General features: G+C 69.0%; 23 protein-coding genes. 2 read left to right on the top strand and 21 right to left on the bottom strand.

All coding sequences use genetic code 11. From position 1 onward, the window contains the following. Positions 1 to 8: 8 nt before the first annotated feature. From ACAV_RS05965 to ACAV_RS05975, 3 genes are read right to left on the bottom strand one after another with little or no spacing between them, the layout of a single operon-like run. Complete coding sequence (locus tag ACAV_RS05965; RefSeq protein ID WP_013593678.1) at positions 9 to 1,220, bottom strand: hypothetical protein; 1,212 nt, start codon at positions 1,218 to 1,220, stop codon at positions 9 to 11. After that, entirely contained in the window at positions 1,217 to 2,137 is a 921-nt protein-coding gene (locus ACAV_RS05970; protein WP_013593679.1) for a glycosyltransferase, read from the bottom strand. Before ACAV_RS05970 ends, ACAV_RS05965 begins: the two co-directional genes overlap by 4 nt. Continuing rightward, positions 2,131 to 3,177, bottom strand: coding sequence for a glycosyltransferase (locus tag ACAV_RS05975; protein WP_244875524.1), 1,047 nt, complete (start codon positions 3,175 to 3,177; stop codon positions 2,131 to 2,133). The genes ACAV_RS05970 and ACAV_RS05975 overlap by 7 nt, the downstream gene beginning before the upstream one ends. On the opposite strand from ACAV_RS05975, the gene ACAV_RS05980 reads away from it, so the two are divergent. Beyond that, positions 3,176 to 3,886, top strand: a complete 711-nt coding sequence (locus ACAV_RS05980; protein ID WP_013593681.1) for a class I SAM-dependent methyltransferase — start codon at positions 3,176 to 3,178, stop codon at positions 3,884 to 3,886. The two genes, ACAV_RS05975 and ACAV_RS05980, sit on opposite strands and share 2 nt — an antisense overlap. A 10-nt stretch (positions 3,887 to 3,896) precedes the next feature. Here the strand turns inward: ACAV_RS05980 and ACAV_RS05985 are convergent, their stop codons facing one another. The 3 genes from ACAV_RS05985 to ACAV_RS05995 are packed head-to-tail and all read right to left on the bottom strand — an operon-like array spanning position 3,897 to position 7,046. Then, positions 3,897 to 5,207: a sugar transferase gene (locus ACAV_RS05985; protein WP_013593682.1), complete on the bottom strand. Its 1,311-nt coding sequence runs from the start codon at positions 5,205 to 5,207 to the stop codon at positions 3,897 to 3,899. Beyond that, positions 5,204 to 6,334, bottom strand: a complete 1,131-nt coding sequence (locus ACAV_RS05990) for a glycosyltransferase (protein ID WP_013593683.1) — start codon at positions 6,332 to 6,334, stop codon at positions 5,204 to 5,206. Before ACAV_RS05990 ends, ACAV_RS05985 begins: the two co-directional genes overlap by 4 nt. Positions 6,335 to 6,377: 43 nt before the next feature. After that, positions 6,378 to 7,046, bottom strand: a complete 669-nt coding sequence (locus ACAV_RS05995; protein WP_013593684.1) for an LON peptidase substrate-binding domain-containing protein — start codon at positions 7,044 to 7,046, stop codon at positions 6,378 to 6,380. Positions 7,047 to 7,120: 74 nt separating this feature from the next. Between ACAV_RS05995 and ACAV_RS06000 the strand changes: the two genes are divergently transcribed. Next, positions 7,121 to 7,669 carry a YggT family protein gene (locus ACAV_RS06000; RefSeq protein WP_013593685.1) on the top strand — a complete coding sequence of 183 codons (549 nt, stop codon included), beginning with the start codon at positions 7,121 to 7,123 and terminating at the stop codon, positions 7,667 to 7,669. 61 nt (positions 7,670 to 7,730) lie between these two features. Here the strand turns inward: ACAV_RS06000 and accD are convergent, their stop codons facing one another. The 15 genes from accD to dnaK form a co-directional block, all read right to left on the bottom strand. After that, positions 7,731 to 8,603 (bottom strand): acetyl-CoA carboxylase, carboxyltransferase subunit beta, encoded by an 873-nt coding sequence (accD, locus tag ACAV_RS06005; protein WP_013593686.1) that lies wholly within the window; start codon positions 8,601 to 8,603, stop codon positions 7,731 to 7,733. Positions 8,604 to 8,784: 181 nt separating this feature from the next. Beyond that, a complete protein-coding gene (trpA, locus tag ACAV_RS06010) occupies positions 8,785 to 9,645 on the bottom strand; it encodes a tryptophan synthase subunit alpha (protein WP_013593687.1) in 861 nt (286 codons plus the stop codon). Further along, on the bottom strand, positions 9,642 to 10,910 hold the full coding sequence (gene trpB, locus ACAV_RS06015) for a tryptophan synthase subunit beta (RefSeq protein WP_013593688.1): 1,269 nt from the start codon (positions 10,908 to 10,910) through the stop codon (positions 9,642 to 9,644). The genes trpA and trpB overlap by 4 nt, the downstream gene beginning before the upstream one ends. Further along, on the bottom strand, positions 10,910 to 11,668 hold the full coding sequence (locus ACAV_RS06020; RefSeq protein ID WP_013593689.1) for a phosphoribosylanthranilate isomerase: 759 nt from the start codon (positions 11,666 to 11,668) through the stop codon (positions 10,910 to 10,912). Before ACAV_RS06020 ends, trpB begins: the two co-directional genes overlap by 1 nt. Before the next feature lie 98 nt (positions 11,669 to 11,766). Beyond that, on the bottom strand, positions 11,767 to 12,603 hold the full coding sequence (gene truA / locus ACAV_RS06025) for a tRNA pseudouridine(38-40) synthase TruA (RefSeq protein ID WP_013593690.1): 837 nt from the start codon (positions 12,601 to 12,603) through the stop codon (positions 11,767 to 11,769). Positions 12,604 to 12,652: 49 nt separating this feature from the next. Next, positions 12,653 to 15,487, bottom strand: a complete 2,835-nt coding sequence (locus tag ACAV_RS06030; protein WP_013593691.1) for a motility hub landmark protein FimV — start codon at positions 15,485 to 15,487, stop codon at positions 12,653 to 12,655. Between the two features lie 271 nt (positions 15,488 to 15,758). Beyond that, positions 15,759 to 16,889 (bottom strand): aspartate-semialdehyde dehydrogenase, encoded by a 1,131-nt coding sequence (gene asd / locus ACAV_RS06035; protein ID WP_013593692.1) that lies wholly within the window; start codon positions 16,887 to 16,889, stop codon positions 15,759 to 15,761. Positions 16,890 to 17,196: 307 nt separating this feature from the next. Continuing rightward, positions 17,197 to 17,961 (bottom strand): SDR family oxidoreductase, encoded by a 765-nt coding sequence (locus ACAV_RS06040; protein WP_013593694.1) that lies wholly within the window; start codon positions 17,959 to 17,961, stop codon positions 17,197 to 17,199. A gap of 152 nt (positions 17,962 to 18,113) precedes the next feature. Then, a complete protein-coding gene (gene leuB / locus ACAV_RS06045) occupies positions 18,114 to 19,187 on the bottom strand; it encodes a 3-isopropylmalate dehydrogenase (protein ID WP_013593695.1) in 1,074 nt (357 codons plus the stop codon). A 43-nt stretch (positions 19,188 to 19,230) separates the two neighbouring features. Further along, a complete protein-coding gene (leuD, locus tag ACAV_RS06050; RefSeq protein ID WP_013593696.1) occupies positions 19,231 to 19,899 on the bottom strand; it encodes a 3-isopropylmalate dehydratase small subunit in 669 nt (222 codons plus the stop codon). Positions 19,900 to 19,927: 28 nt separating this feature from the next. After that, positions 19,928 to 20,053: an entericidin A/B family lipoprotein gene (locus ACAV_RS06055; RefSeq protein ID WP_013593697.1), complete on the bottom strand. Its 126-nt coding sequence runs from the start codon at positions 20,051 to 20,053 to the stop codon at positions 19,928 to 19,930. A gap of 28 nt (positions 20,054 to 20,081) precedes the next feature. Beyond that, entirely contained in the window at positions 20,082 to 21,503 is a 1,422-nt protein-coding gene (gene leuC, locus ACAV_RS06060; protein WP_011794366.1) for a 3-isopropylmalate dehydratase large subunit, read from the bottom strand. A gap of 49 nt (positions 21,504 to 21,552) precedes the next feature. Continuing rightward, entirely contained in the window at positions 21,553 to 22,488 is a 936-nt protein-coding gene (locus ACAV_RS06065) for a LysR family transcriptional regulator (RefSeq protein WP_013593698.1), read from the bottom strand. 172 nt (positions 22,489 to 22,660) lie between these two features. Then, positions 22,661 to 23,797, bottom strand: coding sequence for a molecular chaperone DnaJ (dnaJ, locus tag ACAV_RS06070; protein WP_013593699.1), 1,137 nt, complete (start codon positions 23,795 to 23,797; stop codon positions 22,661 to 22,663). A 110-nt stretch (positions 23,798 to 23,907) separates the two neighbouring features. Beyond that, entirely contained in the window at positions 23,908 to 25,872 is a 1,965-nt protein-coding gene (gene dnaK / locus ACAV_RS06075; RefSeq protein WP_013593700.1) for a molecular chaperone DnaK, read from the bottom strand. Positions 25,873 to 25,981: the final 109 nt, after the last annotated feature.

Genomic DNA, 25,981 nt, shown 5'->3' on the forward strand with positions numbered 1-25,981 from the left:
TGAACCCGCTATTTTAGTTTTTTGCCCGTCATCCAGCGCACCATGGCCAGCAGAACGGCGGCAGATGTTCCTGCCAGGGTCCATATGTGGGCCACCGGATCGATGCCGGGCCAGGCCAGCGGAATGCACAGGACGGCCATTTGCAGCCCGTCGAACCCGATGGCTGCCCATGAGAAGGGGCGCGCCAGTCCGCGCTGGAACGGCAAATGGCCGTAGGCGGCGAAAAGGCAGGCGCATCCCTGCCAGATGACCAGCGGTGCCAGATAGCCCTCCAGGCCCTGCCATGCGGATGGAATCCACGCTGCATGGAGCGCCCAGGCGGCGGCCAGGCCTGCCAGCAGGGTGCAGGCCGCGCCCGCCAGGCCGATGCGCAGCGACAGCGTGGCATGCTCGCGCCCCTGGGAGAGCAGCACCTGGGGCCAGGCGGCGTACACCACGGCAGGCAGCAGTCCGAGCAGCCGGAGCAGAACGGCCAGATAGCTCGCCTCCGCGGCCCCGTGGAAGCGCTGCCACATGACGAGGACCGCCATGCCTGCCGCGGCGTCGGCGGCGGTGTGCGCGATGCGCAGGAGCGGGCCCCGGTCATCCTGCTGCGACGGGCGCGTTGCTCCTGGTGTGTGATGGTCGTCCTCCGGCGGGGCCGGCAAGGTGCGTGCATCGCGCGCGGGGCGCAACAGCCAGAGCGCGCCGATCGCGTAGCTGCCAGCGGCTGCCGCGAAGAGCGCCGTGGCACCTGCGCCAGGCAGGAGCAGCCCTGCACTGCCGGCCACCGCGAGCGCGGCGAGCGGCGGGACCGACCGGGCCAGCGCGGCCGACTGAGCGGATGCCGTGCGCAGGGCCCACGGTTGTGCCATGTACCAGCCCAGCTGCAGCAGCGCCAGGAGGGCGGCCCAGGCCAGGCATGTGCCGGGGCGGCCCAGGCCTGCCAGCCAGACGGCCGCCGCCGCGACCGGAAGCAGGAGGCTCCAGCGCAGCAGGCTGGCGCGCATCGCTTCCCGCAGTGCCGGACCGGGAGAGTGGTGGATGTTGGCCAGGAACCGCAACTGGCTCTGGGCGAGCGCCAGCGTCATCCAGAAGAAGCCGATCTGGCTCACCACCGTGAAAAGTCCCACCTCCCGGGGCTGGAAAAGCCGCAGCATGAGCAGGCCGAAGAGACCCTGGGCTGCCAGCGAGACGGCGCTCGCGGCTGCGATATGCGTCGTGGTGCCGAGCAGTTTCATGCGCGCTCCTGCCATCTGCGCCATATGTGCATGCGGGCCAGCAGCGCATTCCACGCATGCGCTTCCATCGGCGGGACGGTGCGGGGCTGCTCGTCCAGGCCGGGTCCCAGCAGATCCGCATAACGCGCTGTCGTCGCGTGGGCGGGAAGGTAGATGAACCGTGCGCCCGACGTGCGCTCGAATTCCCGCACCCAGCGGTAGTCGGTGGAGACGGTAGGCAGCCCGACTGCGCAGTATTCGAGCAGTTTGGTGGAGGTCTGCCGGTCGTAGGGGGGGCGCACCGGCACCAGGTTCAGGCCGTAGCGCGCCTGCGCCAGCAGGGCCGGGACGTCGCCCTGCGGCACGCGTCCCACCATCGTCACGCTGGGCAGCCGGCCCAGAGCGGCCCGCAGGTCATCGGGCGGCTCCCCTATGAGCAGCAGCGTGCGTCCGGCCGGCGCCAGGGCTTGCAGCAGCGGCGTGAAGCCGCGCAGCCGGTGCATGTCTCCGAGGTAGGCGAAATCGAAACGTTTGCTGCGCTGCGTGCCCGGGCGCGACAGGAAGGCTTCTGGAACGCCCATGTCGCGGTACTCGAACGGAATCGCGTCGCTGAACCCGAGCCGTTGGCGCACCCAGGCGTTCTGGAAGATCCGGTAATCCGGGGTGGGCTGGTGCCAGGACTTGATCCTGTCCTTGAGCCAGGCGCAGGGCGGCACCGAGGCCGACGCGTATTCGTGCACCTGGAACGCCCCGGGATGGCTCCGGGCGCTGGCCGGGGGCACGAGCCCGCAGATCCACCACAGGACCTCGGCATTGCCGGGTACCGTGCCGGGATGGTTGTGCAGCACGGCCTGGTGTCCGTATTGCTGCAGGAACGCGGAGTAGGCTCCCAGTTCCGGCAGGTAGGCTTGCCCGGAATGGATGAAATGGATCAGCATCGCCCCGACGCCTCCCGCAGCACCGACTGCCACCCCGCCAGGAAGTCCGCATGCCGGTACTGCTCCAGAATGCGTTGCAGATCCGCCTGCACGATCTCGGCCGGCGTGCGCAGCGTGGCGAGTACGGCATCGGCCATGGCCTGCGCCGAGCTCTCTCGCGCGAGCAGGTAGGGCGCGTGGCCCTGCAGCATTTCTTGCAGGGCCGGGATGGGTACACCGACGCAGGGCACCCCCATCGACAGCGATTCCAGCGCGGCCATGGGGCAGCCCTCATAGCGCGAAGTGAGCAGGGTCAGATCCTGTTCACGGCAGAACCCGGCGCTGTCCTCGACATGCCCCAGCCATCGAAGCCGTCCCGCCTGCTGCAGGTCCTGCGAGGCGGCTTCCAGGTCGCCTCGCAAGGGCCCGTCGCCTGCCAGCGACAGGTGGAATTCGGGTGGCAGCCTGCGCAGGGTCTCCAGGAGCAATTGCGGGTTTTTTTCGGCGGACAGGCGTCCCATGTAGCCCATGCGTACGGGGCCGTGTCTTTCCGTGGCCTGTGCCGGTTGTGCAGCGGCGCAGGAAGGGGGGGCGGGATTGTGCACGACGCGCAGGGCCGGGGATTTCCGGCTGCCTCCCCGAATGAACCGCAGGAACGCTGCCTGCGATGACCCGGAGACGAACACGCAATGCGAGACGTGCCCGTAGAGCCAGCGCAGCCATGCCTGCTTTCCGGCCCCGGCACGGGCCTGTTCCAGCACCGTATCGACCGGCCCGTGCACCCACACCACAGCGCGCCTGCGCGTCGCGAGGCCCAGGGCCCAGGCCACGTAGGCCGGGCGGAAGTTGTGCGCGGCGAGCAGCACATCGCTGCGCCGGGCCGCTGCGAGCAGGGCCAGCCCCCTCTGCGCCGCGGCATGCTGGATGTCCACCGCCCAGCCCGCTGCGCGCAGCCCTTCCACCAGTGCCCGGGTGACCGTCGCCACGCCGCCGGCCGCCGGTGCATCGTGCAGCAGGCAGATCCGTGGAGGTGTGCAGGTGCCTGGGGATAATCGGGACATGGACGCAATCTCCAGATACTTATCGGGCGAGGACTTCGATGACGACTACCGGTACCAGCCCCGGATGGCCTTCGCTCCGCTGGCGCGCGGCGACCTGCTCGAACAATGGTGCGCCGGGCGATCGGTGCTGCACGTGGGGTTTGCTGACCACCAGCCGCTGATCGCCGCGCGGGTGGCCGATGGCGGCTGGCTGCATGCGCGCCTGAGCCGCAGCGCGCGCCAATGCCATGGCATCGATATCAACCGGCAGGCGGTGGAGGCCGCCCGGGTGCTCGGATTCCAGCACGTGCACGCGCTGGACATCCACGCCGCGGATTCCGAAGGCTTCCTGCGCGGGCTCGGCGTGGATCTCGTCATGGTTCCCGACGTGCTCGAACATTTGGGCGATCCGGCGGCTTTCATGGCGCGGCTTGCGCAGATTTTTCCCGCCGCGGATTTCGTGGTGTCCGTGCCGAACGGACTTGCGCTGCGCAACGCGGTGAACATGCTGAACGGCGTCGAGCGCGTCAATACCGATCACCGGGCATGGTTCTCGCCCTACACCCTGAGCAAGGTGCTGGCCGATGCCGGCCTGCGGGTCGAGGAGTTGCGCGGCTGCATGGTCAGCCCGGCAGGCAGCCTCAAGGGGCGCCTGCTGCGGGGGCTCGTGCGCCGGCGGCCGCTGGGGGCGGACGTGCTGGTCGCGCGCGCGCGGGTGACGGTGCCCTGACGCCACGCTGCTACCTCGCACCGAATCCGCTGGCCAAGATGCGCAGCGTCTTCCAGGCGATCAGCAGGTCCAGTGCCACGGAATAGTGCGCAACATAGTAGAGGTCGTAGCTGAGCTTGACGGCGGTCTGCTCCTCGCTGTCCGCGTAGCCCTGCTGCACCTGCGCCCAGCCGGTGAGGCCGGGGCGCACCAGGTGGCGGTAGGGGTAGGCGGGGATACGCTCCGCGAAGCTGCGTACGAATTCCGCCTGTTCGGGCCGCGGGCCGATCAGGCTCATGTCGCCCTGCAGGACGTTCCACAACTGGGGAAGCTCGTCGAGGCGTGTGCGGCGTATGAAGCGGCCCACCGGCGTGATGCGGTCGTCGTTGGGCTGCGCGAAACGCGCGCCTTGCTCCGATGGCGCATGGCGCATGCTGCGCAGCTTCCAGATGCAGAATTCGCGCCCGTTGCGGCCCACGCGCAACTGCGAGAACAGCATGGGGCCGGGGGAATCCAGTTTCACTGCCAGGCCGGCGACCAGGCACAGGGGCAGCCAGAGCGGCAGCGTGGCCAGCGTGGCGGCCAGGTCCACGATGCGCTTGACCGTGTCGTAGGCCGGGTTGCCGTCCAGCGCCCACAAATCCTGCGCATGGTCGTCAGGCAGCACCATCCGGCCGCTCAGCAGTTCGGCCACCGCTTCGACACTGTAGAGGCGGATGTGCTGCAGCCGCAGTTCGCTGATTTTCCGGTCGCGCACCGCGTGGGAGGGGGCGTGCCGGTCCAGCACCACGCCGGCCCAGCCCCGGGCCGTTGCGTCGTCCAGGCCCCGCTCCGGCCAGGGCACGAGCGTGATGTCCTTCCTGCGCGCTTCGTCTGCGCCGGGCCCCAGCAGCGCCTGCAGGCGCTTCGGAACGGTATCGTCCAGATAGATGAGGCACAGTCCGTGGCGGCGCAGGTCGCGCCAATGGCCGGCCAGGAACCACGCCAGCGACAGCAGGTACGACAGCAACACGGCTCCCCGGGAATAGGGGCGCTGCAGCAGCGCGAAGCCGAGCGGAGCCGTCAGATACGGCACGGCCGTCGCCACGAAGAGGAAACTCCTGCCCTCGAAACGCGGCAGGTGGGCGCCGCTGTACAGCCAGTAGGACGCGATGGCATAGGGGATGGTGCACCACAGGACGGTGGCGGGGAACTGGTAGGTCGCCCAGCCGCGGCGCTGAAGTTCCAGCCCGATCAGGTAGGCCGCGAGCAGCGTCACCGCTCCCGCCAGCGACCAGCGCAGCACCGAGCCCTGCCGGTGCGCCGTGGAAGAGCCAAGTTCGCGTTGGGGAATGCTGTTCATGCCATTCGGGAGCGGGAATGCCGCAGTGCGGCGGCATAGACGCCGCGCACTGCCGAACCCATGCGCTCGGCGGTGTAGTGCCGTTCGTAGCGCTGCCGGGCGGCGGCGCCGAGCCGGGCGCGCAGCGCGGGGGACTCCATCAATTGTCGCAGCGCAGCGGCGAGGGCTTCCGGGTCCGCGGGTACGAGCAGGGCGTGCCCGGGGTCGGGCAGCAGCTCGCGCACGCCGGGCAGATCACTGGCCACGATCGCCATGCGCGCGCGCATCGCCTCGATGAGCGAAATGGGCAATCCTTCGTGGTCCGACATGAGCACGAATATGCCGTGGCGTGCGAGCTGGGCGGGTACGTCATCCACGTCTCCCTGGAAATCGACCGACGGCTGCAGGCCCAGGCGGGCTGCCAGCGCTTCGTGGGCCGGCCTGTCGGGGCCGTCTCCCAGGAGGCTGGCGGAGCCGGCCTGTCCGGTCATGTCCCTCAGCCGGGCCAGGGCATACAGCAGCAGGTCATGCCGCTTCGGCGGGGCCATGCGGGCGACCATGGCGATCGAGGTGCCTTCGCGCTTCCATGCGGCGGCATCGTCGGGAACGGCGACGTCGTCAACGCCATTCACGACAGTGACCAGGCGCCCGCCCGGCAGCGGCAGGCTGCGTGCGAGTGCGCGCTCGTGCTCCGAGACGCACACCATGCGGCTGGTCAGCGGGGCCAGCAGCGCCTCGGTGGTCCAGGCCATCGCCCGGCGCGGCCAGGTATTGCCGGCCTTGAATGCGAAGCCGTGCACGGTGTAGATCACGGGAACACCCGACAACGCTCCAGCGATACGCGCTGCCACGCCCGCCATGGCGCTATGGGCGTGCAGCAGGTCCGGGGCCTGTGTTCGCACGATGCGGAGCAGATCGCGCGTGGCCCGCAGGAGGCGAACCGGCCGCAAGCCATTGTCCAGCCAGGGAATGCCATGCACTTGCAGGCCCAGGGCTTCCAGATCCCTGCCCAATGGGGAAAGCGGGCCGGTTCCGCCGATGGCGGCCTGCACGGCCACACCCTGCGCGGAGAGCGCGGCGCACAGGGTGCGCACATGGCTCTGCGCTCCACCTGTTTCGCCTTTGGTGATGACCTGCAGGACTTTCACGGCGCACGCATGCCGGGCGCTGGCCGGATGGCGTGGAGCCTGCTCATGGCGCGATGCCCGTGCGGTCCAGTACGTCGCCCACGAGCTCGAGCCGCAGCAGCGGACTGTCGAGCTGCATGAGTTGCTGCTTGAGGTCGATGGGCACCGGCAGCAACTCGCACCAGCGGTTGGCCACCCAGCCGCAGTCGTCCAGCTGGGCGGCGCTCGGCAGGGGCAGGCTGCTGTCGTCGGGGTTGCGGTCGCGCAGGCGTGCCAGCACCTGTTCCAGGGCCGCCGCGGCCTTGCGCAGGTCCGGCGGCACGGGCACGGCCACGTCCGGCGGCAGTTGCTCGATGTCGGCGATCCAGAGGCCGTGCGGCAGCAACTGGCGGCGCACGATGCGGAACCGCTCCGACCCCTGAGCCTTCATGGCGATGAGCCCGGGGTGGGAATCGTCGAGTTCCGAGATGGCTGCCAGCGTACCCACGTCATGGAATTTCTCGGGCGCCGCACCGGCCTGGCGCACCTCGTGCCCGTCCGTGAGGGCCACCACGCCGAATGGTGCCCCGGCCTGGCGGCATTTGCGCACCATGTCCAGGTAGCGCACTTCGAATACCCGCAGGGCCAGCAGGCCACCCGGGAAGAGCACCGTGCCCAGCGGGAACAGCGGCAGCGAGCTGAGCGTGAGCGGCGCCTGGGGCGCGGGCTCGTGGGGAGGTGGGGCGAAGGTCATGGGCGGGGCCTGTACGGCCCGCTATCATCCCACGGCGAACGGGCCCGCGACGGGCCCGCCTACGACGAGGTCCCATGCTCTTCCAGATTGCTTCTTTCCTGCTGGACGTGATCGGTGGCCTGCTCACCGGCGCCTGCCTGCTGCGCCTGTACATGCAGGCGCAGCGCGTTCCGTTTTCCAACCCGGTCGGCCGGCTGGTCTTCGCCCTCAGCGACTGGCTGGTGATGCCGCTGCGCCGCATCATTCCCCCCACCGGCCGCTGGGACTGGTCCAGCTTCGTCGCGGGGCTGCTGATCCAGCTGGCGCAGTACCTGCTGCTCTGGCTGCTGCTCGGCGGCCTGCTGGGCCTGGCATGGCTGCCCTGGATGGCCCTGTTCGGGCTGGCACGGGTGGCGGTCTCCGGGATGATGGGGCTGCTCATCGTCGGCGCGATCCTTTCCTGGGTGCAGACGCGCACTCCGATCGCGGATGTCATCGGGCGCCTCTGCGACCCCATCCTGCGGCCCCTGCGCCGTGTGATCCCCCTGCTGGGCGGAGTGGATCTCTCACCCCTCGTGGCCATCGTGCTGCTGCAGGTGGTGATGATCGTGCTGGGCCACCTGCAGGGCGCCGTGATGCGATAGGCGCAAAAAAGCCGCCGCGTCCCCTTGCCGGGACCGGCGGCTTTTATTGTCTGGCGGTGGCTCAGGCGACGGAGTCGGCCGGCAGGCGCTGCAGCATGGCCAGGCTCCTGGCCACGGTATCGCGCAGTTCGCGGCGGTCGCAGATGAAGTCCACGGCGCCCTTGGTCTGCAGGAACTCGGCCCGCTGGAAGCCTTCCGGCAGTGTCACGCGCACGGTGGATTCGATCACGCGCGGGCCCGCGAAGCCGATGAGCGCCTTGGGCTCGGCGATCACGATATCGCCCACGAAGGCGAAACCGGCCGAAACGCCGCCCATGGTGGGGTCGGTCAGCACGCTGATGTAGGGCAGGCCCTTCTTGGCCAGCCGCGTGAGCGCTGCATTGGTCTTGGCCATCTGCATGAGCGACAGCAGGCCTTCCTGCATGCGGGCACCGCCCGTGGCGGTGAAGCAGATGAAAGGCACTTTCTGCTCGATGGCGGTTTCCACGCCGCGCACGAAGCGCTCGCCGACCACGCTGCCCATGGAGCCGCCCATGAAGTCGAACTCGAAGCAGGCCGCGACGACGTTGATGCTCTTGACCGAGCCGCCCATCACGATCAGCGCGTCGGTCTCGCCGGTGTTTTCCAGCGCTTCCTTCAGGCGTTCGGTGTACTTGCGGCTGTCCTTGAACTTGAGCGCGTCCACCGGCAGCACTTCCTGGCCGATCTCGTAGCGGCCTTCCGGGTCCAGGAAGGCGTCGAGGCGCGGGCGGGCATTGATGCGGTGGTGGTGGCTGCAATGCGGGCAGACGTTCTGGTTGTGCTCCAGGTCGGTCTTGTAGAGCACGGTCTCGCAGCTCGGGCACTTGATCCACAGCCCCTCGGGCACCTGGCGGCGCTCCGTCGGGTCGGACTGCTGGATCTTGGACGGCAGAAGTTTTTCGAGCCAGGACATTGGTGTATTCCTCAAAATGAATGGCAGACCGCAGCGCCACAACCTTCAAAACCGGCGCGGCCCAGGCCAGTGGACGCCACGGAACCGGCTCCGCCGGGCCGTAGGCGTCGTCCCCCTTCCCGCGCGAAGCGCGAGAGAAGGGGGAAGCGGCAAAGCCGCTCAGGGGGATGATCCCTGGATTCTACGTGTCGAGCGCCTTGCGCACCCCCCGCAGGAAGTCCACGGCCAGGGGCACGACCCGTTCGTGGGGCTGGTCGTCCAGCAGTTGGATGATGCGGCTGCCGATCACCACGGCATCCGCGACGCGGCCGATGGCTTGCGCGGTGGCCGCATCGCGGATGCCGAAACCCACGCCGACGGGGATGTGCACATGGCGGCGGATCACCGGCAGCATCGCTTCCACGGCCGAGGTGTCGAGGGCGCCCGATCCGGTCACGCCCTTGAGCGAGACGTAGTACACGTAGCCGCTCGCGACGCGCGCCACCTGCTGCATGCGCTGCTCCGTGCTGGTGGGCGCCAGCAGGAAGATCAGGTCCATGCCCTGTGCGCGCAGCCGGGCGGCGAAGTCCTCGCATTCCTCGGGGGGGTAGTCCACGATCAGCACCCCGTCCACGCCGGCCTGGGCCGCGTCGCGCACAAAGGCGTCCTCGCCGTGGCGCTGGTCGTAGCGCTCCACCGGGTTGGCATAGCCCATGAGCACCACCGGGGTCTTCGTGTTGCGCTGGCGGAACTCGCGCACATAGCCGAGCACCTGGGCCATGCCCACGCCCAGGGAGAGGGCCTTTTCCCCGGCCTTCTGGATCACCGGGCCGTCGGCCATGGGGTCGGAGAATGGAACGCCGAGTTCGATCACGTCGGCGCCGGCCTCGACCATGCCGTGCATCAGCGCAGGCGTGATGTCCGCGAACGGGAAGCCGGCGGTCACGTAGGGAATGAGGGCCTTGCGGCCGCGGGCCTGCAGGTCGGCGAACGTCGCCCCGATGCGGCCCTGGGCGGGCGCCGTCGCTGCCGGGGGCGCGGAAGTCGTCATGTCGGTGCTCATGCTGCGGGTCCTCCCTTGACGGCATGGCCCCGCATGGACGGGCGGTCGTAGAAGTCCACGCCCGAGAGATCCGCCACCGTGCCGATGTCCTTGTCCCCGCGGCCTGACAGGTTCACGAGGATGGACTGGTCGGCGCGCAGGGTCTTGGCGAGCTGCATCGCATAGGCCACGGCATGGCTGGACTCCAGCGCCGGGATGATGCCCTCGGTGCGGCAGAGGTAGTGGAAGGCGTCGAGCGCTTCCTTGTCGGTGATGCCCACGTACTCGGCGCGGCCGATCTCCTGCAGCCAGGCATGCTCGGGCCCGACGCCGGGGTAGTCCAGGCCGGCGCTGATGCTGTGGGTCTCCGTGATCTGGCCGTTCTCGTCCTGCAGGATGAAGGTGCGGTTGCCGTGCAGCACGCCCGCGCTGCCGCGCTGCAGCGATGCCGAATGCTTGCCGCTGTCCAGCCCCTCGCCGGCGGCTTCCACGCCGATGAGGCGCGTCTTCTCGTGCGGGATGTAGGGATGGAAGATGCCCATGGCATTGCTGCCGCCGCCCACACAGGCGATCACCGCGTCCGGGTGCTCGGCGGCGATGCGCTGCTCCTCCAGCATGCCGGGCATCTGCGCGAGGCATTCGGTGCCGATCACGCTCTGGAAGTCGCGCACCATCATGGGATAGGGGTGCGGGCCCGCCACCGTGCCGATGATGTAGAAGGTGTTGTCCACGTTCGCGACCCAGTCGCGCATGGCCTCGTTGAGCGCGTCCTTGAGCGTGCGGCTGCCCGACTCCACGGGCACCACGGTGGCGCCCAGCAGCTTCATGCGATAGACGTTCGGGCTCTGGCGCTTCACGTCTTCCGCGCCCATGTACACCACGCATTCGAGGCCGTAGCGCGCGCAGATGGTGGCGGTGGCCACGCCGTGCTGGCCCGCGCCGGTCTCGGCGATCACGCGCGGCTTGCCCATGCGGCGGGCGAGCATGGCCTGGCCGATCACGTTGTTGATCTTGTGCGCGCCCGTGTGGTTGAGGTCTTCCCGCTTGAGGAAGATCTGCGCGCCACCCATTTCGCGGCTCATGCGGGCGGCATGGTAGATGGGCGAGGGCCGGCCCACGAAGTGCGCGAGTTCGCTGTGGAATTCCTTCAGGAACTCCGGGTCGTTCTGGTAGCGCGCATACGCCTCGCGCAGCTCGGTGAGGGCATGCGTGAGCGTCTCGCTCGCGAAACTGCCGCCATAGCGGCCGAAGTGGCCCGAAGCGTCGGGCTGTTGGTAGGAAAGCATCAATCGTTCTTCGCAAAATGCCCATCGGCCGCGCGCACGGCGGCGATGAAGCGTTGGATCTTGCCGGCGTCCTTGATGCCCCGCAGCGGACGGCCGTCGGGGCCTTCGGCTTCCACGCCGGAACTGACGTCAACCGCGAGCGAAAGGCCGCGCGGCCGCACCTGCAAGATGCCATCGGTCACGTTTGCAGGCGTGAGTCCACCAGACAAAACGAGGTGAGAGCCGACGCTTGGTGGAAGGAGTGACCAATTGAATGCCTTGCCGCCGCCGCCATAGCCCTCGACATGGGCGTCGAGCAGGATGGCCTGGGCGTGAGAGTACTGCTCGGCGAATTGTACGAGGTCGAACGCTGGGGCGTGCGCGTCCAGGGGAATGCGGGCCGCCCGAACGAAGGGCCGCCGTCCCCCGCCAGCTGCGGCCTGGCAGGCCTCGGGGCTTTCGTCGCCGTGGAATTGCAGGGTGGCGCCGGGGATCTCGTCGCAGGCGGCCGCCACCTCCGCGGCTCCGGCATTCACGAACAGGAGCACGGGCGTGACGAAGGGAGGCAGGCGGCGCGCGAGCGCGGCAGCACGCTGCACGGTCACTGCGCGCGGGCTTTTCGGATACAGCACGAATCCCACCGCATCGGCTCCGGCCTGGACGGCGGCGTCCAGGTCCTGCTCGCGGGTGATGCCGCAGATCTTGATGCGCGTGCGGGGGGCTGGGGCGTCGCCGCGCCGGCTTTCCGGCTGGGGCGTGTCGGGGGCGGATGAAGGCATGGGCGAAGACATGGAGGTATGCGGATGGGTCTGCCGCAGGCGCGTACCGGGCCCGCCGGGCGCCGGGCAATGCAACGGTTCAGCCGCGGGGCCTGCCGTCAGGGCAGCCAATCATACGCAGCGGTGCGATCGGGCAGTCCCCAGGCCGGATCGTAGAGCGGGCCGAGAAAGTACAGGCCATCCGGAGAGAACGTGGGCGCCGCCGCGTCCCGCGAGCGCGCCTGCAGCACGGCGTGCATCCAGTCTGCCGGATGCTGCCCCTGGCCGACCGCCACGAGGCATCCCATGATGTTGCGCACCATGTGGTGCAGGAAGGCATTGCCCTCGAACTCGAACCGCCAGTAGCAGGTGGGCACGTCGCCACGGTCGCCCGAGGCCTGGCCTGCCGGCACCCCGCCCGTGCCGCGCTGCGTGATCTCGATGCGGCGCAGCGTCTTGACGGGGGATTTGGCCTGGCATGCGGAGGCGCGGAAGGAGGTGAAATCGTGTTCGCCAAGGAGGTGCCGCGCGGCGGCACGCATGGCGTCCCCATCCAGGGCGTGGAACACCCAGCCCACCCGTCCCGATTCAACGCTCGGGCGCACGGGGGACTGCAGCAGCACGTAGGCGTACCGGCGGGCCGTGGCGCTGGCGCGCGAATGGAACGCCTCCGGCACGGGGCGGGCCCACTGCACGGCGATATCCGGCGGCAGGAATGTGTTGGTGCCACGCACCCAGGAGAACGGCATCCGGTCCAGCGGCGTATCGAAATGCACCACCTGCATGAGGCCGTGCACCCCGGCATCCGTGCGCCCGGCACAAATCGTGGAGACCTCGTGCGTGGCGAAGCGCGCGAGGGCCGCCTCCAGGCGGTCCTGCACGGTCGCGCCGCCGGGCTGGCTCTGCCAGCCGCGGTAGGCGGAGCCGTTGTAGCTGACGCCCAGCGCCACCCTCATGGCCGCCCGCCCGTGCGCCGGGCCCGCCCGGTCGCGGACTGTCCGGCCATCAACCCAGTTCGGCCAGCAGGCGCTGTGCCCGGGCCTTGAGCGCGCCCGAGGATTCCGCGATGACTTCCTCGACCAGGGTGCGAGCGCCTTCGGCGTCCCCGATGGCGTTGAACTCTTCGGCCAGCGCCAGCTTGGTGGCCAGTGGGTCGTCCGGCAGCCCTGCGGCGTCGCCGGCCGCTTCTCCGGACTCCATGGCGGCAGCGGCAGGCTCTGCGCCAGCCGCGGGCGGCTCCACGCGACCAGCGGAGGGCGCGTCCAGGTCCAGCGACAGATCGCCCAGGTCGAATTCGAGCGGTACGGGAGCGGAGGCGGGAGCGGCCTCCGGCTCCAGCGAGGCATGGGCCGAGTCTGCCAGCGACAGGTCATCGGGGAAGTCCAGTTCCGGCGCCGGCGCTGGCGCGGACTGCGGGGCGGCACTGCCGGCCATCGGCAGCGGCGTGGTGGGCAGCGGATCGAACTCCAGCACCGGCTCCGCGGCCTCTGCCGGGGCAGGGGCGGCGCTGGCTGGCGAGGCCGTCGCTGCCGTGGCCGCCGCTGCGGCGAAGGCTCCGGGTGCCGCGGGAGGCAGGGCGGGCGCCTCGGTCAGCGCGTCGTCCGGTAGGTCGAGATCCAGGTCCAGGTCGAGATCGGGTGGCATCGCTGCTGCGGTGGCTGCGGCTGCGCCGGCTGCCGCTCCGACCGCGGCGGCACCAGCGGCCGTGCGGCCGTCGGTCAGGGTGCTGGGGAATCCTTCGGCAGGCAGCGGGTGAGCAGCGTCGTCGTCCAGCATCGGGGGGCGGCCTCCCGGCTGGTACAGGGGATTCTCCGGATCGATGCTGCGGCCGAGGTCCGCGACGCGGTTCCAGTCCATGCCGTGTCCGTCGGTCAGTCGGAATACGTCCTGGGCCACGGCGTCGAGCGCCTTGCGGTCCTGCCGCTTGGCGTAGATCTCTGCCAGCTTCACATGCACCGCGGTGCGGTCGGGGCTGTGGCGCAGGGCCTCCTTGAGGATCTCTTCCGCCTGCAGGTCACGGCCGTAGGCCAGGTAGACATCGGCTTCGGCCACGGGGTCCACGTCACCGCCCGCGTCGAGCTGGCTGGGCGAGTACGCCATGGACGATGCGCCCGTGGTGAGCTGGCTGCTGGCGGTATCCACGCGCTGCCCGCCGCTCGCACCGAAGAAGGAGTCCGGCTGCAGCTTGCTTTCGAGGAAGGAGCTGTCCACCGCATTGCGGTTGCGCCGGTTCTGCACCGTCCGGTAAACGCCGTATCCCAGCAGCAGTGCCAGCAGGCCGCCGCCGGCCAGCGGCAGCATCGGGTTCTCCAGCAGGGAGTCCAGGAATCCGGGCTCTTCCGGCGGCGCGGCCGGGGGCGGCGTTTGCGGGCGCGCAGCCGGAGCCGGGGCGGGCGCTGCAGCGGCCGAGGCGCCAGATGCAGGGGCGCTGGCCCCTGCGGCCGCAGGGGCCGCCGTTTCCTGCGTTGGAGCCGGCGCTGGGGCAGAGGCCACTGCCGACGCCGCAGCGGCAGCCGGTGCGGCGGAGGGAGCGCTGGCCGCCGGCGCTGGCGCAGGTGCCGGCGCGGATGCAGCAGGTGCCGGTGCCGATGCCGGGAGGGCGCCTGCCGGCACGGCGATGCGGCCGGGTTGTGCGGCCGAGGCGGCCGAGGCAGCACCAGCCGGTGCGGGAGCTCCCGCCGGTGCGGACGCGGCCCCCAGCTTGTTCAGTTCGGAGATGTTCTTGGACAGCTCGGCCATGCGGGCGGAGTCCGCCCCGGCCTGCTTGTCGCGCGCCAGTTGCTCCTCGGCGGCGCGCTGGCCGCGCATGGCACCCTTGGAGAGCGTGAGCTTGTCGGGGGCGGCGGTCGCGGCCTTGCGGTCTTCGACCTGCGTCTGCACGCGGCCGCTGGCCGAGCGTTCGGCCGCAGCCACCTCGGCGGAAGGGGCCGCACCGGCGAGACGGCGGCGGAATTCGTTGAAGTCGCGGCTTTGCGCGGCAATGATCTGCCGCGCCTCCGCGGGCGGCGTGGCGCGGGCCTGCGCCTCGCTCGGGATATCCAGTACCGCGCCCGACTTCATGCGGTTCACGTTGCCGCGGATGAAGGCGTCCGGGTTGGCGCGCATCATGGCCACCAGCATCTGGTCCAGCGAGACCCCTGCAGGGCGGTAGGCGCCGGCCAGACGGCCGGCCGTGTCGCCGGGGCGCACCACCACGCTCTCGGCAGCTCCGGAGGGCGTTGCGGGCGCTGGCGCCGAAGCGGTGGCTGGGCGTTGCGGGCGGGCCGCTGGCGGGGCGGCCGGCGCTGGCGCTGCCGCAGGAGACGGGGCCGGCGCCTCGGCGCGCGGCTGCGGCGCGGGCACTGCCGGGCGGGACGGAGCCGTGGCCTGCGGCACGGGCGAGGGGGCCGCGCCCGCCTGCGCGGTGGCGGTGGGGGCCGGCGCCTCGCGGCGGCTGGCAGGAGGGTCGAGCAGCAGCGTATAGCTGCGCACGAGCTGGCCCGCGTTCCAGCTGGTGTCCAGCACCAGATCCACGAAGGGATCGTTGACGGGGCGGCTGGTGGTCAGGCGCAGGACCATGGAACCGTCGGCCTTGCGCTGCAGCCGCACCTGCAGGTCGTTGAGGGTGGGGGAGAACTCCAGGCCCTGCGCACGGTAGGTCTGCGCGGAGGCTGGGGCAGCGCGCAGGGATTCCGCTTCGGCGGCCGTGATCTGCGGCAGGTCGATTTCGGCCCGCAGCGGTTCGCCCAGTGCCGACTGGACCGACAGGCGCCCCAGGGAAAGGGCACTGGCATCGGAGGTGTAGAAGCCGGTCGAGACGAGGGCCGCCGCGGCCAGAGCAGATAGTTTCCAACGATGCATGTGTGCCATCAGCCGATCAAGTTTGAGCCTTCGCGAAAAGCGCGGAAGCGGGATGAACCCGGTTCCGCGCCCACGCGTGAAAATATGTAAAAAGCACCATAGCATCAATGTTTTGCAGTGACAAGCGAGGTGCCGGGCCCCGCGCGATCACCTCCATGGGAGGGTCGCGAGAGGTCGTTTTTGCATGTTGTCGTAGGACAACGACTCGTAACAAAGCGTGCGTGAATCCCGTATCCCGGTTACATCCAGTCCGGGCAGGAAGACGCCGCGATCAGGCGTCCAGCAGGATGCGCAGCATGCGGCGCAGCGGCTCGGCAGCGCCCCACAGCAACTGGTCGCCGATGGTGAAGGCGCCGATATAGTCCGGGCCCATGGCGAGCTGGCGGACGCGGCCGACCGGGATGGTCATCGTGCCGGTCACGGCGACGGGCGTCAGGTCGCGGAGCGTGGCTTCGCGCGTGTTCGGCACCACCTTCACCCACTCATTGTCGGCGGCGATCATGGCCTCGATGTCGGCCACGGGCACGTGCTTCTTCAGCTTGAAGGTCAGTGCCTGGCTGTGGCAGCGCATGGCACCCACGCGCACGCAGAAGCCGTCCACCGGCACGGCCTGGGTGCCGAAGCCTTCGCCCTGGCCGAGGATCTTGTTGGTCTCGGCCATGCCCTTCCACTCTTCCTTCGACATGCCGTTGCCCAGGTCCTTGTCGATCCAGGGGATCAGGCTGCCACCCAGCGGCACGCCGAAGTTGGCGGTCTCTGCTTCGGAGAGGCTGCGCTGCTTGGCGATGACCTTGCGGTCGATTTCCAGGATGGCGCTCTTCGGATCGTCCAGCAGCGGGCGCACTTCGGCATTCAGCGTGCCGTACTGCGTGAGCAGTTCGCGCATGTGCTGCGCACCGCCGCCGCTGGCCGCCTGGTAGGTCTGGGTGCTCATCCATTCGACGAGGCCGGCCTTGTACAGCGCGCCCACGCCCATGAGCATGCAGCTGACCGTGCAGTTGCCGCCGATCCAGTTCCTGCCGCCCCGGGCGAGCGAATCCTTGATGACGGGCATGTTGACCGGATCGAGCACGATCACGGCGTCGTCCTTCATGCGCAGGGTGGAGGCGGCGTCGATCCAGTGGCCCTTCCAGCCTGCATCGCGCAGCTTGGTGAAGACTTCCGTGGTGTAGTCGCCGCCCTGGGCGGTGAGGATGATGTCGCAGCGCTTGAGGGCGTTGATGTCGAATGCATCCTGCAGCGTGGTTTCGTTCTTCGCCTGTGCCGGGGCCTTGCCGCCCGCGTTCGAGGTGGAGAAGAAAAGCGGCTCGATGAGGCCGAAATCGCCCTCGGCCTCCATGCGTTCCATCAGGACCGAGCCGACCATGCCGCGCCAGCCGACCAACCCTACCAACTTGCTCATTTCAACGCCCTTTCAGTTTAAGAAACAGTGCCCGACCGGGACTGCTCGCCTGGCTCGTCAGGGCCAGGAAGGGCGCACGACGAACCAGGCTGGATCAGCCCTTAATGGTGGTCGTGGTTTTGGTGGTGAATGCGCGCGTGGCCACGCCTGCCAGGGCGGCAGAGGCGGTGTTCAGGGCGAACGGGCAAGCGGCAAACATGAAAGGCGATTTTAGCGGATGCCCGGGGGCGCGGAGTACGCGGAGATACGCATGCAGGCGGCTGGAGCCTGGTGCGCGTCGCGGCCGCGCCACAGGTGGCCGCGCTGCTCAGCCGCGCAGGACCGAAATGCCCCCGTCCACCAGCATCGCGGTGCCTGTGACGAAGGACGATGCGTCCGAAGCCAGGTAGAGCGCCGCCTGCGCGATTTCCGCGGGGCGCGCCAGCCGCCGCAGGGCGTGCAGCCGGGCCACCTGGGCCAGGGCTTCGGGGCTGCCGTTCATCTCGCGTGCCATCGGCGTGTCGGTTCCGCCGGGCAGCAGCGCATTGACGCGTATTCCCTCGGCGCCATATTCGGCCGCCAGGGCCTGTGCCAGCCCGATCAGGCCGGACTTGCTGGCCGCGTACGCCGCCACGCCCGCGAACCCGGCGGTGTAGCCGACGAAAGTCGAGGTGAAGATGATGGAGCCGCCGCCGCGCTCCCGCATGGCCGGGATCTGCTGCCGCGCGCCGAGGAATGCGCTGCCGAGATTGGTGTCCAGCGTGCGGCGCCAGTCGTCCGGATGGATGGCGGTCGTGGGGCCGAGCGGTCCGAGCGTGCCGGCGTTGTTGAAGGCGATGTCCAGCCCGCCGAACCGCCCGACCGCCTCCTGTACCAGGGCCTCGGCGTAGGCGGCATCGCAGACGTCGCCGGCCAGTGCGGTGGCCTGCCCGCCGGCATCCCGGATCTCCGCCACGAGCCGGTCCAGTTCCGCCTGCCGCCGCGCTCCGGCCACGACGCGCGCGCCCTGCTGTGCGAAGAGCAGGGCGGCGGCCCGGCCGATGCCCGAGCTGGCGCCCGTGACGATGGCGATGCGGTGGTCGAGGGAAGACATGCTGCGGACTCCGGTGCGGTGGTGGAACATGCGCGGAAGTCTGCGCAAGGCCGCTCCGGCCGTCTCGCCGCATCCGGACCCATGATGCGGCCGGGGTGCAGGCGAAAAAAAGCGGCCCCGAGGGCCGCTGGCAGACAGTGGAAAGGCGGGTATCAGCGCGCCAGGGCCTTCACCACCGCATCGCCCATCTGCGCCGTGCCGACCTTGGTCGTGCCCTCGCTCCAGATGTCGGGAGTGCGCAGGCCCTGGGCCAGCACGTTCTGCACGGCGGCTTCGATGCGCTGGGCGGCGGCTTCCTGGTTCAGGCTGAAGCGCAGCATCATGGCGGCCGACAGGATGGTGGCCAGCGGGTTGGCGACGCCCTGGCCGGCAATGTCGGGCGCGCTGCCGTGGCTGGGTTCGTACAGGCCCTGGTTCTTCGCGTTCAAGCTGGCCGAGGGCAGCATGCCGATCGAGCCCGTGAGCATGGAGGCCTCGTCCGAGAGGATGTCGCCGAACATGTTGCCCGTCACCACCACGTCGAAGGCCTTGGGCTTCTTCACCAACTGCATGGCGGCGTTGTCCACGTACATGTGCTCGAGTTGAACGTCCGGGTACTGCTGGCCCACTTCGGTGACCACGTCCTTCCAGAACTGGAAGGTCTCCAGCACGTTGGCCTTGTCCACGCTCGTGACCTTCTTGCTGCGCTTGCGCGCGGCCTGGAAGGCGACATGCGCGATGCGCTCGATCTCCGGGCGGCTGTAGCGCATGGTGTCGAAGGCTTCCTCGGCGCCGGGGAAGTGCCCGTCGGCGGCCGTGCGGCGGCCGCGCGGCTGTCCGAAGTAGATGTCGCCCGTCAGCTCGCGGATGATGAGGATGTCCAGGCCCGCGACAAGTTCGGGCTTGAGGCTGGAGGCGTGCGTGAGCTGCTCGTAGCAGATGGCCGGGCGGAAGTTGGCGAACAGGCCCAGGTGCTTGCGCAGGCCCAGGATGGCCTGCTCGGGGCGCAGGGGGCGGTCGAGCTTGTCGTACTTCCAGTCGCCCACGGCGCCGAACAGCACGGCGTCGGCTTCCTGGGCGAGTTTCAGCGTGGCTTCGGGAAGGGGATGGCCGTGGGCCTCGTAGGCCGCGCCGCCGACCAGGGCGGACTCCATCTCGAAGGAAAGGTCGAGCGTTTCGAGCACCTTCACGGCCTCGGCCACGATTTCGGGGCCGATGCCGTCGCCGGGCAGGACTGCGATTTTCATTGGGTTTTCTCTCGGGTGCGGTTGCGAAGAAGGTCTCGGGGAATCAGGCCGGCATGGTGTGCGCGAGCCAGGGCTTGGTGGCCAGCCGCTCCGCCTCGAAGGCGCGGATCTTGTCGGCCTGGCGCAGCGTGAGGCCGATGTCGTCGAAGCCGTTGAGCAGGCAGTACTTGCGGAAGGCGTTCACCTCGAAGGGGATCTCCTCGCCGACCACCTCGTCGCGGTTCTGGCGCACGATGACCTGGCGCTCCAGATCGACGGTCAGCTCGTAGCCCGGGAAGGCATGGACCTCGTCGAACAGGCGGGAGACCGTGGCCTCGGGCAGCACGATGGGCAGCAGGCCGTTCTTGAAACTGTTGTTGAAGAAGATGTCGGCGAAGCTCGGCGCGATGATGGCGCGGAAGCCGTACTGGTCCAGCGCCCAGGGCGCGTGCTCGCGGCTCGACCCGCAGCCGAAGTTCTTGCGCGCCAGCAGGATGGAGGCGCCCGCGTAGCGCGGCTGATTCAGCACGAAGTCGGGATTGGGCTTGCGGGCCGATTCCGGCACGCCGGGCTGGCCGGGCTGGTCCAGGTAGCGCCATTCGTCGAACAGGTTGGGACCGAAGCCCGTCTTCTTGATCGACTTCAGGAACTGCTTGGGGATGATGGCGTCGGTATCGACGTTCTCGCGGTCCATGGGGGCCACGAGGCCTTTGTGGAGGGTGAATTTCTGCATGGCAGTGTCCGTTGCGGTTCGGTTCGGATTACTTGGCGGCGCGTTCGATCGCGCTGCCGGCGCGCTGCACGTCCTGGCCCATGCCCTTGACGGTGTTGCAGCCGGCCAGCAGCAGGCCCAGGGCCAGCGCGAACAGGGCGGTGAAGGTTTTCATGGCGGATTCCTGGAAGGGCTGGCGGCGGTCAGGCGAACTTGCGGATGTCCACGAAGTGCCCGTGCACGGCCGCGGCGGCCGCCATGGCGGGGCTGACCAGGTGGGTGCGCCCGCCCGCGCCCTGGCGGCCTTCGAAGTTGCGGTTGCTGGTGGACGCGCAGCGCTCGCCGGGCTCCAGGCGGTCGGCGTTCATGGCCAGGCACATGGAGCAGCCGGGCTCGCGCCACTCGAAGCCCGCCGCCTTGAAGACCTGGTCCAGGCCCTCGCGCTCGGCCTGTTCCTTCACCAGGCCCGAGCCGGGCACCACCATCGCCACCTTGATGTTCCGTGCCACCTTCCGTCCCAGCTTCTTCACCACGGCTGCGGCTTCGCGCATGTCCTCGATGCGGCTGTTGGTGCAGCTGCCGATGAACACCTTGTCCACGAAGATGTCGTTCAGCGGCTTGCCGGGCTCCAGTGCCATGTAGGTGAGCGCGCGCTCGATGGCGCTGCGCTTGTTCGGGTCCTTTTCCTTGTCCGGGTCGGGCACGCTGGCGTCCACGCCCAGCACCATCTCGGGCGAGGTGCCCCAGGTGACCTGCGGAACGATGTCGGCGCCGTTCAGCGTGACGACGGTGTCGAAGTGCGCATCGGCATCCGAATGCAGCGTCTTCCAGTAGGCGACGGCCTGGTCCCATTCCACGCCGGTGGGGGAGAGCGGCCGGTTCTTCACGTACTCGATGGTCTTGTCGTCCACCGCCACCAGGCCCGCGCGGGCGCCGGCCTCGATGGCCATGTTGCAGACCGTCATGCGGCCTTCCATGCTGAGCGCGCGGATGGCGGGGCCCGCGAACTCGATGGTGTAGCCCGTGCCGCCGGCCGTGCCGATCTTGCCGATGATGGCCAGCACGATGTCCTTGGCCGTCACGCCGGGGGCGACCTGGCCCTCCACGCGGATCAGCATGTTCTTCGCCTTCTTGGCCAGCAGGGTCTGCGTGGCCATGACGTGCTCGACCTCGCTGGTGCCGATGCCGTGTGCCAGGGCGCCGAACGCGCCGTGCGTGCTGGTGTGGCTGTCGCCGCAGACCACGGTCATGCCGGGCAGGGTGGCACCGTTCTCGGGGCCGATCACGTGCACGATGCCCTGGCGTTTGCTCATGAACGGGAAGAAGGCGGCGGCGCCCACTTCGGCGATGTTCTTGTCCAGCGTGGTGATCTGTTCCTTGCTGATCGGGTCCTCGATGCCGTCGTAGCCGCGCTCCCAGCCGGTGGTGGGCGTGTTGTGGTCGGCCGTGGCGACGATGGAGCTGACGCGCCAGACCTTGCGTCCGGCCTGGCGGATGCCCTCGAACGCTTGCGGGCTGGTCACTTCATGCACCAGGTGGCGGTCGATGTAGAGGATGGCCGTGCCGTCCTCTTCGGTATGGACGACGTGCTCGTCCCAGATCTTGTCGTAGAGGGTGCGTCCCATGGTGTGTTCTCTCGTGGGCTGGTTCAGGGTGGGGATGGGGTGGTGGATTCTAGGAAGAGGTCTTGCGTTCCGGCGGCGCCAGGTGGTCGGCCAGCAGCCGCGCCGTCACCGGCAGGCTGCCGAAGTCGCGCGCGACGAGCCGCAGCGAGCGTTCGGCCCAGGGCTCGTCCAGGGCGACCGGCTGCAGCCGCCCCACGCCGCGCATCAGCGAGAAGGCCCGGTCGGGGAGCAGCCCGATGCCGAGGCCGTTGTCGATCATGCGGCACATGGCGTCCAGGCCCGTCACCTGGATGCGCTGGCGCAGGGGGCGCCCGGCGCGCGCCGCGCCGCGCCGCATGGCGAGGCTGATGCTGCTGTTGGCCTGCAGGCCGACGATGTCCCAGTCGAGCACGTCCTCGAACCGGACCGCGGGCCGTCCCGCCAGCGGATGCCCCTCGGGCACCACGAGCACCAGCCGGTCGCTGCGGTAGGGGCGGCTCTGCAACTCCTGCGGTTCGGCGCCGTCGCCGGTATGGCACAGGCCCATGTCGGCCGCGCCTTCGCGCACGGCATGCAGGACGTCGGGGCTCAGGTGCTCCTGCAGGTCGATCTTGACCTGGGCATGCTCCCTGGCGAAGGCCCCGAGGTCCTCGGGCAGGAACTGCACGATGGCGGAAATGTTCGCGTGCACCCGCACATGGCCGCGCACGCCGTCGGCGTATTCGCTCAGTTCACCCTGCATGCGCTCCAGCCCGAAAAGCACGGTGCGCGCGTGGTGCAGCAGGCTTTCGCCGGCGGGCGTCAGTGTCACGCCCCGGCTGTGCCGGTACAGCAGCGCGGAGCCCACGGCCGCCTCGAGGTCCGAGAGGCGCTTGCTGACCGCGGACGCCGCGATGAATTCGCGCTCTGCGGCCCGCCCGATGCTGCCCAGTTCGCAAACGGCCACGAACAGCTGCAGCGACGTCAGGTCGATGCGGCGCGCGAAATGGCGGTCGGGGCTTTTCATGGGGCAGGGCATCCGGCTTCTTCGAAAGAGAAGCCTTGCCGGGATTGTCCCCTGGATGGTGAGGTCCAGCCATCGCGAAACGCGACGTCGCACATCGCGATGGCGGACGCCGGGGCATAAAAAAACCGCCCGGCGCGTTGCGCGGGGCGGCTTGCACTGGATGTGCCGGGGATCAGGTGAAGAGGTTCTTCAGCCGGTCCGTCCAGCTCTCGCCGCTGGGCGAGTGCTTCGCGCCTCCCTTCTTGAGGGATTCGTCCAGTTCGCGCAGCAGCTTGCGCTGGTGTTCCGTCAGCTTGACCGGCGTCTCGACCACGATGTGGCAGTACAGGTCGCCGGGGTAGCTGGAGCGCACGCCCTTGATCCCCTTGCCGCGCAGCCGGAACTGCTTGCCGGCCTGGGTGCCTTCCGGGATGTCGATGGCCGCCTTGCCCTGCAGCGTGGGCACTTCGATCTCGCCGCCCAGGGCCGCGGTGATGAAGCTCACCGGCACCTGGCAGTGCAGGTCATCGCCGTCGCGCTCGAAGATCTCGTGCTTCTTCAGGCGGATCTCGATGTAGAGGTCGCCCGGAGGCCCGCCGTTGGTGCCCGGCTCGCCGTTGCCGACGCTGCGGATGCGCATGCCGTCGTCGATGCCGGCGGGAATCTTCACTTCCAGCGTCTTCTGCTTCTTGACCTTGCCCTGGCCGTGGCAGGTGACGCACGGCTCGGGAATGATCTTGCCCGTGCCGCGGCAGTGGGGGCAGGTCTGCTGGACGCTGAAGAAGCCCTGGCGCATCTGCACCGTACCCGTGCCCGAGCATGTCGTGCAGGTCTTGGCGCTGGTGCCGGGTTTGGCGCCGCTGCCGTGGCAGGTTTCGCAGTTCTCCCAGGTGGGGATGCGGATCTGCGCCTCCTTGCCCTTGGCGGCTTCCTCCAGCGTGATGTCCATCGCATAGCTGAGGTCGTTGCCGCGATAGACCTGCCGCCCGCCGCCGGCACCCCGGCGGCCGCCGAACATGTCGCCGAAGATGTCGCCGAACGCTTCCGCGAAACCGCCGAAGCCTTCCGCGCCGGCGCCACCGGGGCCGCGCATGTTGGGATCCACGCCGGCGTGCCCGAACTGGTCGTAGGCCGCGCGCTTCTGCGGGTCGGAGAGCATCTCGTAGGCCTCCTTGGCCTCCTTGAACTTCTCCTCGGCCGGCTTGGCGGCATCACCCTGGTTGCGGTCGGGGTGGTGCTTCATCGCCAGCTTGCGATAGGCCTTCTTGATCTCTTCGTCCGAGGCGTTCTTGGGAACGCCCAGGACTTCGTAAAAGTCTCGTTTGGACATGGTGTTTCCGGGTCCTTTGGGAACACGAACGCCGCGCAGGCCCTCGGGGAAAAGGGCACGGCGCGGCGGCTAGGGAAGGCACGCGCGCCCGGTGGGTGCGCGCGGCGTCGTCAGCCCTTCTTGACTTCCTTCACTTCGGCGTCCACCACGTTGTCGTCGTGCGGTGCGGAGGACGCGCCACCCGCGGAGGATGCGGCCTGGCCGGCGGCCGGGCCGGCTTCCGCGCCGGCACCCGCCGCGGCGGCGGCTGCCTGCGCATCGGCGTACATCTTCTCGCCGAGCTTCTGGCTCGCTGCCATCAGGACGTTGGTCTTTTCCTCGATCGCGGCCTTGTCCTCGCCCTTGAGCGCGGTCTCGAGGTCCTTCACCGCGGCCTCGATCTTCTCCTTCTCGCCGGCATCGAGCTTGTCGCCATGCTCGGACAGGCTCTTGGTCACGCTGTGGACCGCGGCCTCGCCCTGGTTGCGGGCCTGCACCAGTTCCAGCTTCTTCTTGTCGTCGGCGGCGTTGAGCTCGGCATCCTTCACCATCTTCTGGATCTCGTCCTCGGACAGGCCCGAGTTCGCCTTGATGGTGATCTTGTTCTCCTTGCCCGTGCCCTTGTCCTTGGCGCTCACGTGCAGGATGCCGTTGGCGTCGATGTCGAAGGTCACCTCGATCTGCGGCACGCCGCGGCCGGCCGGCGGAATGCCTTCCAGGTTGAACTCGCCCAGCAGCTTGTTGGCGCTGGCGATCTCGCGCTCGCCCTGGAACACCTTGATCGTCACCGCCGGCTGGTTGTCGTCGGCCGTCGAGAAGGTCTGCGCGAACTTCGTCGGGATCGTGGTGTTCTTCGTGATCATCTTGGTCATCACGCCGCCGAGGGTCTCGATGCCGAGCGACAGCGGGGTGACGTCCAGCAGCAGCACGTCCTTGCGGTCGCCCGAGAGCACCTGGCCCTGGATGGCGGCACCGACGGCCACGGCCTCGTCGGGGTTCACGTCCTTGCGCGGCTCCTTGCCGAAGAACTCCTTGACCTTCTCCTGCACCTTGGGCATGCGGCTCATGCCGCCGACCAGGATCACGTCGTGGATGTCGGACACGCTGATGCCGGCGTCCTTGATGGCCGTGCGGCAGGGAGCGATGGTGCGCTCGATCAGCTCTTCCACCAGGCTTTCCAGCTTGGCGCGGGTCAGCTTGATGTTCAGGTGCTTCGGGCCCGACGCGTCGGCCGTGATGTAGGGCAGGTTGATGTCGGTCGCGGCCGAGGAGGACAGCTCGATCTTGGCCTTCTCGGCGGCTTCCTTCAGGCGCTGCAGGGCCAGCACGTCCTTGGACAGGTCCACGCCTTGCTCTTTCTTGAACTCGGCAATGATGTAGTCGATGATGCGCTGGTCGAAGTCCTCGCCGCCCAGGAAGGTGTCGCCGTTGGTGGACAGCACTTCGAACTGCTTCTCGCCATCGACATCGGCGATCTCGATGATGGACACGTCGAACGTGCCGCCGCCCAGGTCATAGACGGCGATCTTGCGGTCGCCCTTTTCCTGCTTGTCCAGGCCGAAGGCCAGCGCCGCGGCCGTGGGCTCGTTGATGATGCGCTTGACGTCCAGGCCCGCGATGCGGCCGGCGTCCTTGGTGGCCTGGCGCTGGGCGTCGTTGAAGTACGCCGGCACCGTGATCACGGCCTCGGTGACGGGCTCGCCCAGGTAGTCCTCGGCGGTCTTCTTCATCTTGCGCAGCACTTCGGCGCTGATCTGCGGCGGGGCCAGCTTGTTGCCGCGCACTTCCACCCACGCGTCGCCGTTGTCGGCCTTGGCGATCGTGTAGGGCATGAGGTCGATGTCCTTCTGGACCTCTTTTTCCTCGAACTTGCGGCCGATCAGGCGCTTGGCGGCGTAGATGGTGTTCTTGGGGTTCGTCACGGCCTGGCGCTTGGCCGAGGCGCCGACGAGGATCTCGCCGTCTTCCTGGTAGGCGATGATGGACGGGGTGGTGCGGGCGCCTTCGCTGTTCTCGATCACGCGGGTCGTGTTGCCCTCCATGATGGCGACGCAGCTATTCGTGGTGCCCAGGTCGATACCGATGATTTTTCCCATGTTTTTCTCCGCGATTCTTGAAGGATTTGGATAGCCAGTAACTTGTGGATAACTTGTCCGGCTTCAAGCCGTCGGGCCAGGGAATTTCTTTCCGTGGCATGCCGGGCGG

The organism is Paracidovorax avenae ATCC 19860, from assembly GCF_000176855.2.
Taxonomy (GTDB): Bacteria; Pseudomonadota; Gammaproteobacteria; order Burkholderiales; family Burkholderiaceae_C; genus Paracidovorax; species Paracidovorax avenae.